Here is a 1,670-nt window from a genome sequence, read left to right on the forward strand (position 1 = left end):
TTTCTCACACCGTTTGCAATCACAGAGAGGCGGAAAAACTCTGACAAAGCGCATAGGATGAACAGCAGTGCCAGAATCAGCGCTATTGTAAGGGGCGTGGTGTTTCCATTTTTATTCTTAACCAGTTTCTTGATCTCTCGCATTCTGCCTCCATCACTTGTAATAAACTTCGCTCTTTCCGCTTGCTCTGGCCCTAATTTCAACCGGAAAGGATCCAAATTGAAAAAATCCCAGATTAATCTGGCAAGTCAAAGTTACTGCAATGTCGCCGTTAAGCTGGATTTTACTCCCCTCAAAGTAGTCACAATCCCAGGATATCTCCGGGTCCAGTCCTGTCTCCTCCCGTAACTCCTCGATTCTTCGATTCACACTGGTACTTCCCACGATTTCCGTCTGTCTGACAATCTCATCGGCAAAACGGTCCAATTGCTGTTTCGCCATAAAAACAGGAAACAGACTTACCGCCAGGGCTATAACCAGCATCAGGCAGAGTACTCCTACGGCGATATCAATGTACCCCTCTCCTCTTTTCTCTCTCAAAACATTTCTCATATTCCCTCCTCTAAAACATACCAGACATAGTTCCTAAAATCTGATACGCCATAACGCCCATATAGATCATCAGCATACAAGCCAACAGCATGAAAGAATATCTCCGGATTTTAGGCGGCCGTTCCAACGCCAGCTTCTTTAAACGCTGGATTTCCAGTTGCTTCATGTCGTGGCCCAGCATTTGGAAATAAGCCACACCGTCGTCTCCACGTATTACTCCAATCAGTCCTCGAACCACATCGGAAACCATAGCGCTTGACACCCTGGACTCCATTCTGGTAAGCGCGGCCTCATAACTTCCGGTCCGCATATCCGCAGTTGTAACAAACAGTTCTCTTTTCAGGGCAGGACCTGCATTTTTCTGATACGTCTCCAGCATCGATAGCACATCACGGCTGGCAACCAGCTCCTGTGTGATTGTAGCCACAAACCTTGGTAATTCATATTCAATGGCCTCACGGCTGGCCCTCACAGTCTTTTCTGCTCTGCCGGTTTCAGAGAAGAGAACGCCAATTCCCATAATAAAAAAGGCCGGTGCAAATATGGGTATCACAGCCAGGCACGGCAGCGCTCCTAAAAATACCAGTCCGGACTTAACGTATGCCTGTGCCAGATATACTTCCGGCGTCTCCTTAATCCCTGCTGAATGCAGAACCATAACAAATTTTCGTCTTTTATAAGCATCCAAAGGCATAAAAGGAGACAGCTTCACAGCCAGTTCCATGATGGCTGCATCCGAATTTTTCGCCTTTTTCTTTTGTCGCCCCACAGATAAAATGGCTCTCCTGGCTCGAAAGGTAGGAATCTTCAATAAATGCGCCAGGATCAAATAATTTCCCATAGAAAAACTCAAGGCAAATAATAGTAAAATAAAATAATGCATCGAAACCTCCTGTTATCGCTTATACTCGATGGGCTTTGTATGCTTCACAACAGCGGCAAGGGAGAAAAAAATTACGCCCCCGCTGATGGCCAGAAGCATTTTTCCAAAGGCTGTGAACATCAGAGTTTTATACCACTCCTGGTTTAGAAAATACAAAAGCGGAATACTTCCCAAAACTAAAATCACCATAGTGATGTATTCCTTCACAGGCTCATAAATCAGTAAATCAAGTTCT

General features: G+C 45.3%; 2 protein-coding genes and 1 pseudogene. All 3 read right to left on the minus strand.

Annotated elements, in window-relative coordinates:
- Positions 1–153: 153 nt before the first annotated feature.
- Positions 154–552 (minus strand): DUF4320 family protein, encoded by a 399-nt coding sequence (locus tag ACLTD4_RS34070; protein ID WP_148511285.1) that lies wholly within the window; start codon positions 550–552, stop codon positions 154–156.
- 10 nt (positions 553–562) lie between these two features.
- Positions 563–1,393 carry a secretion protein F gene (locus ACLTD4_RS34075; protein ID WP_148511289.1) on the minus strand — a complete coding sequence of 277 codons (831 nt, stop codon included), beginning with the start codon at positions 1,391–1,393 and terminating at the stop codon, positions 563–565.
- A 54-nt stretch (positions 1,394–1,447) separates the two neighbouring features.
- Positions 1,448–1,670 (minus strand): annotated as a pseudogene (locus ACLTD4_RS34080) (hypothetical protein); the annotation flags it as partial.

This window comes from Hungatella sp. (assembly GCF_046966825.1).

What these genes read in the sequence shown, in the direction of transcription:
- ACLTD4_RS34075 (WP_148511289.1), bottom strand. Translation starts at nt 1,393, where the DNA reads ATGGGAAATTATTTGATCCTGGCGCATTTATTGAAGATTCCTACCTTT.
- ACLTD4_RS34070 (WP_148511285.1), bottom strand. Translation starts at nt 552, where the DNA reads ATGAGAAATGTTTTGAGAGAGAAAAGAGGAGAGGGGTACATTGATATC.